We start from the raw sequence: 1,993 nt of genomic DNA, 5'->3' as shown, positions 1-1,993 counted from the left end.
TTTTCTGGTTTTACCTGCTGAATGTGGGATAAAAGTATCAAAGCACAGATATTACTTACAAATAAAACATTACATAAAGAAATTGGATTTCGACCATCTATGAAGTGCTGAGATCCTATTTGTGTTATTTTGCGAGTGACAGCACTAGAAGCACCACCGATGAGAATTCCTAACCAGAGATAGACTTGACCAGGAATTTTAGGAATAAGATGATTTTTCATTTCGAGGAACACGGATTATATAGATTATGGAATTACACGGACTTTGAACACGGATTATATAGATTATAGGATTACACGGACTTTTTTCTTTTTTTCATATTCCCCAAATTAGTCTAATCTATTAAATGCAGAACACGGATTATACAGATTATATGATGACACGGACTTTTTTCTATATTCTCCAAATCAGAGTAATCAGAGTAATCCATTAAATCCGTGTTCAGCCTTTATGAGAATATGCTGAGTACAAACTAAATTTTTCCAAGGGATAAATTCAGATAATTCCTAAACCTACTTCATTTTAATTTCAGTAGTAGATGGGATAGTGTGTTTAGTTGAAAAATTTAAATATCAGGAAAAACAAATGAAACTTGCTTCTTCTTTGCTTACAGGTGTTGCTCTAGCTGGTATGTTAACTGTTTGGGATGTGCCTCTTAAAGCTGTGAATCCTTTATTAACTGAAGCCTCCGCAGCAGAAATGAAAGATGTTACAGGTTTGACTGCTTCAAAAAAAATTGACCTGATTACTAAAAATAAGGGTGTATTTGGCAGTGGTGATCAATTACGTCGGTTCTTTTTTGGTGATCTTGAACCGATTGGTATCCAACCTGGTGGTGCGGGTATGGTAGTAAATTTCTACAACAAAGCTAATAATTTAACTTTTTCTTATTGTTCAACTTACGATGTGGTAGTTGCCGTTAAAAAAGGTAAGATAGAGAAATTTGCCCCCGCTGAAGTGAAGTAATTGTAAATTGCTTTTTTGTTAATTACAGCTATTTTTATATTGCTAAAAATGGCTGTAATACCTAAAATTATCAAAACTTGTGAGAAATTTAATATGGAAATTAAAGATGCTATTTTGCTATTACATCCGATACTGGCTGTAATTGTAGTTTTTCCCCTGATTGGTATAATTGTCAATAGAGCTTTCCTCGTGCGTCAACGCCGGTTAGAAACTGTAGGAACTGGTAAAAGTAAAGTTCCCCCTGTTGTTGGAAAAGAACACGTCCAGATAGGAAGGTGGTTAACTAACTCAGTGGTGGGTATTGTTTTAATCGCCTTTGGTAATGTTATTTTTAGCAATATTATAGATAAGCAAGTTTGGAGTAAATCACCATTTCAGGTAATTTTTATTGGGATATTATTTGTCGCTACTATTACTTCTTTGTATTTACTTTATCAAGCAAAAAGTCCCACTTGGCGGGGTATTTTTGCAACGTTGAGCGGGATCGGTTTAGTCGTTCTTGGTTGCCAAGATGGTGTGTTTCGTCAAACAGATAAATGGTATATTTCTCATTACTATTATGGGGAATTATCTACACTAATTATGATTTTTTCAGTCGCAATTTTGCCAGATATTTACAAAGATAAAACTAACCGTTGGCGGAGAGTTCATATTATTCTTAATTGTCTGGCACTTTTGCTATTTATCGGACAGGGAATTACAGGATCACAGGCATTACTAGAAATTTCCCTCGCTTGGCAAAAACCTTATATAAAAATGTTATATAAACAAAAGTGTAGGACACAAATTTGTACAGTTCAAGCACCCTCTCTATCCCCGTTGCCAAAACTTGAGTAAATTTACATTTCTCGTAGTGCATATCCTACTCCACGCACTGTATAAATTAACCGCTTTTGATTATTTTCTTCTAACTTTAGCCGTAAATAACGAATATAAACTTCAATAATATTAGAATCTCCCATAAAATCATAACCCCAAACTCTTTCTAAAATCTGTTCTGGCTCTTGCGCCTCTTTTATGGAGAAAA

The 1,993-nt window shown here is 34.4% G+C and carries 3 protein-coding genes and 1 pseudogene; 2 read left to right on the top strand and 2 right to left on the bottom strand.

Annotation, left to right across the window (positions count from 1 at the left end; all coding sequences use genetic code 11):
• A pseudogene (locus FJR05_RS18500) lies at positions 1-221 on the bottom strand (hypothetical protein); the annotation flags it as partial.
• Positions 222-585: 364 nt separating this feature from the next.
• Here FJR05_RS18500 and FJR05_RS18495 point away from each other — a divergent pair.
• Together FJR05_RS18495 and FJR05_RS18490 are read left to right on the top strand one after the other, a co-directional pair.
• The gene (locus FJR05_RS18495) at positions 586-966 is read left to right on the top strand and encodes a hypothetical protein (RefSeq protein WP_168645477.1); all 381 of its coding nucleotides are present in this window, start codon (positions 586-588) and stop codon (positions 964-966) included.
• Positions 967-1,059: 93 nt separating this feature from the next.
• Positions 1,060-1,803: a DUF4079 domain-containing protein gene (locus FJR05_RS18490; RefSeq protein ID WP_168645476.1), complete on the top strand. Its 744-nt coding sequence runs from the start codon at positions 1,060-1,062 to the stop codon at positions 1,801-1,803.
• A 2-nt stretch (positions 1,804-1,805) separates the two neighbouring features.
• On the opposite strand, the gene FJR05_RS18485 is transcribed toward FJR05_RS18490, so the two are convergent.
• Positions 1,806-1,993, bottom strand: a 188-nt coding sequence (locus FJR05_RS18485; RefSeq protein WP_168645475.1) for a winged helix-turn-helix domain-containing protein, incomplete at its 5' end; no start/stop codon positions are given.

Origin of the sequence: Dolichospermum sp. UHCC 0259, assembly GCF_009711935.1 — a bacterium.
Lineage (GTDB): Bacteria > Cyanobacteriota > Cyanobacteriia > Cyanobacteriales > Nostocaceae > Dolichospermum.
The sequence above is the reverse complement of the archived record's forward strand: the minus strand, read 5'-3'. Positions and strand labels throughout refer to the sequence as shown.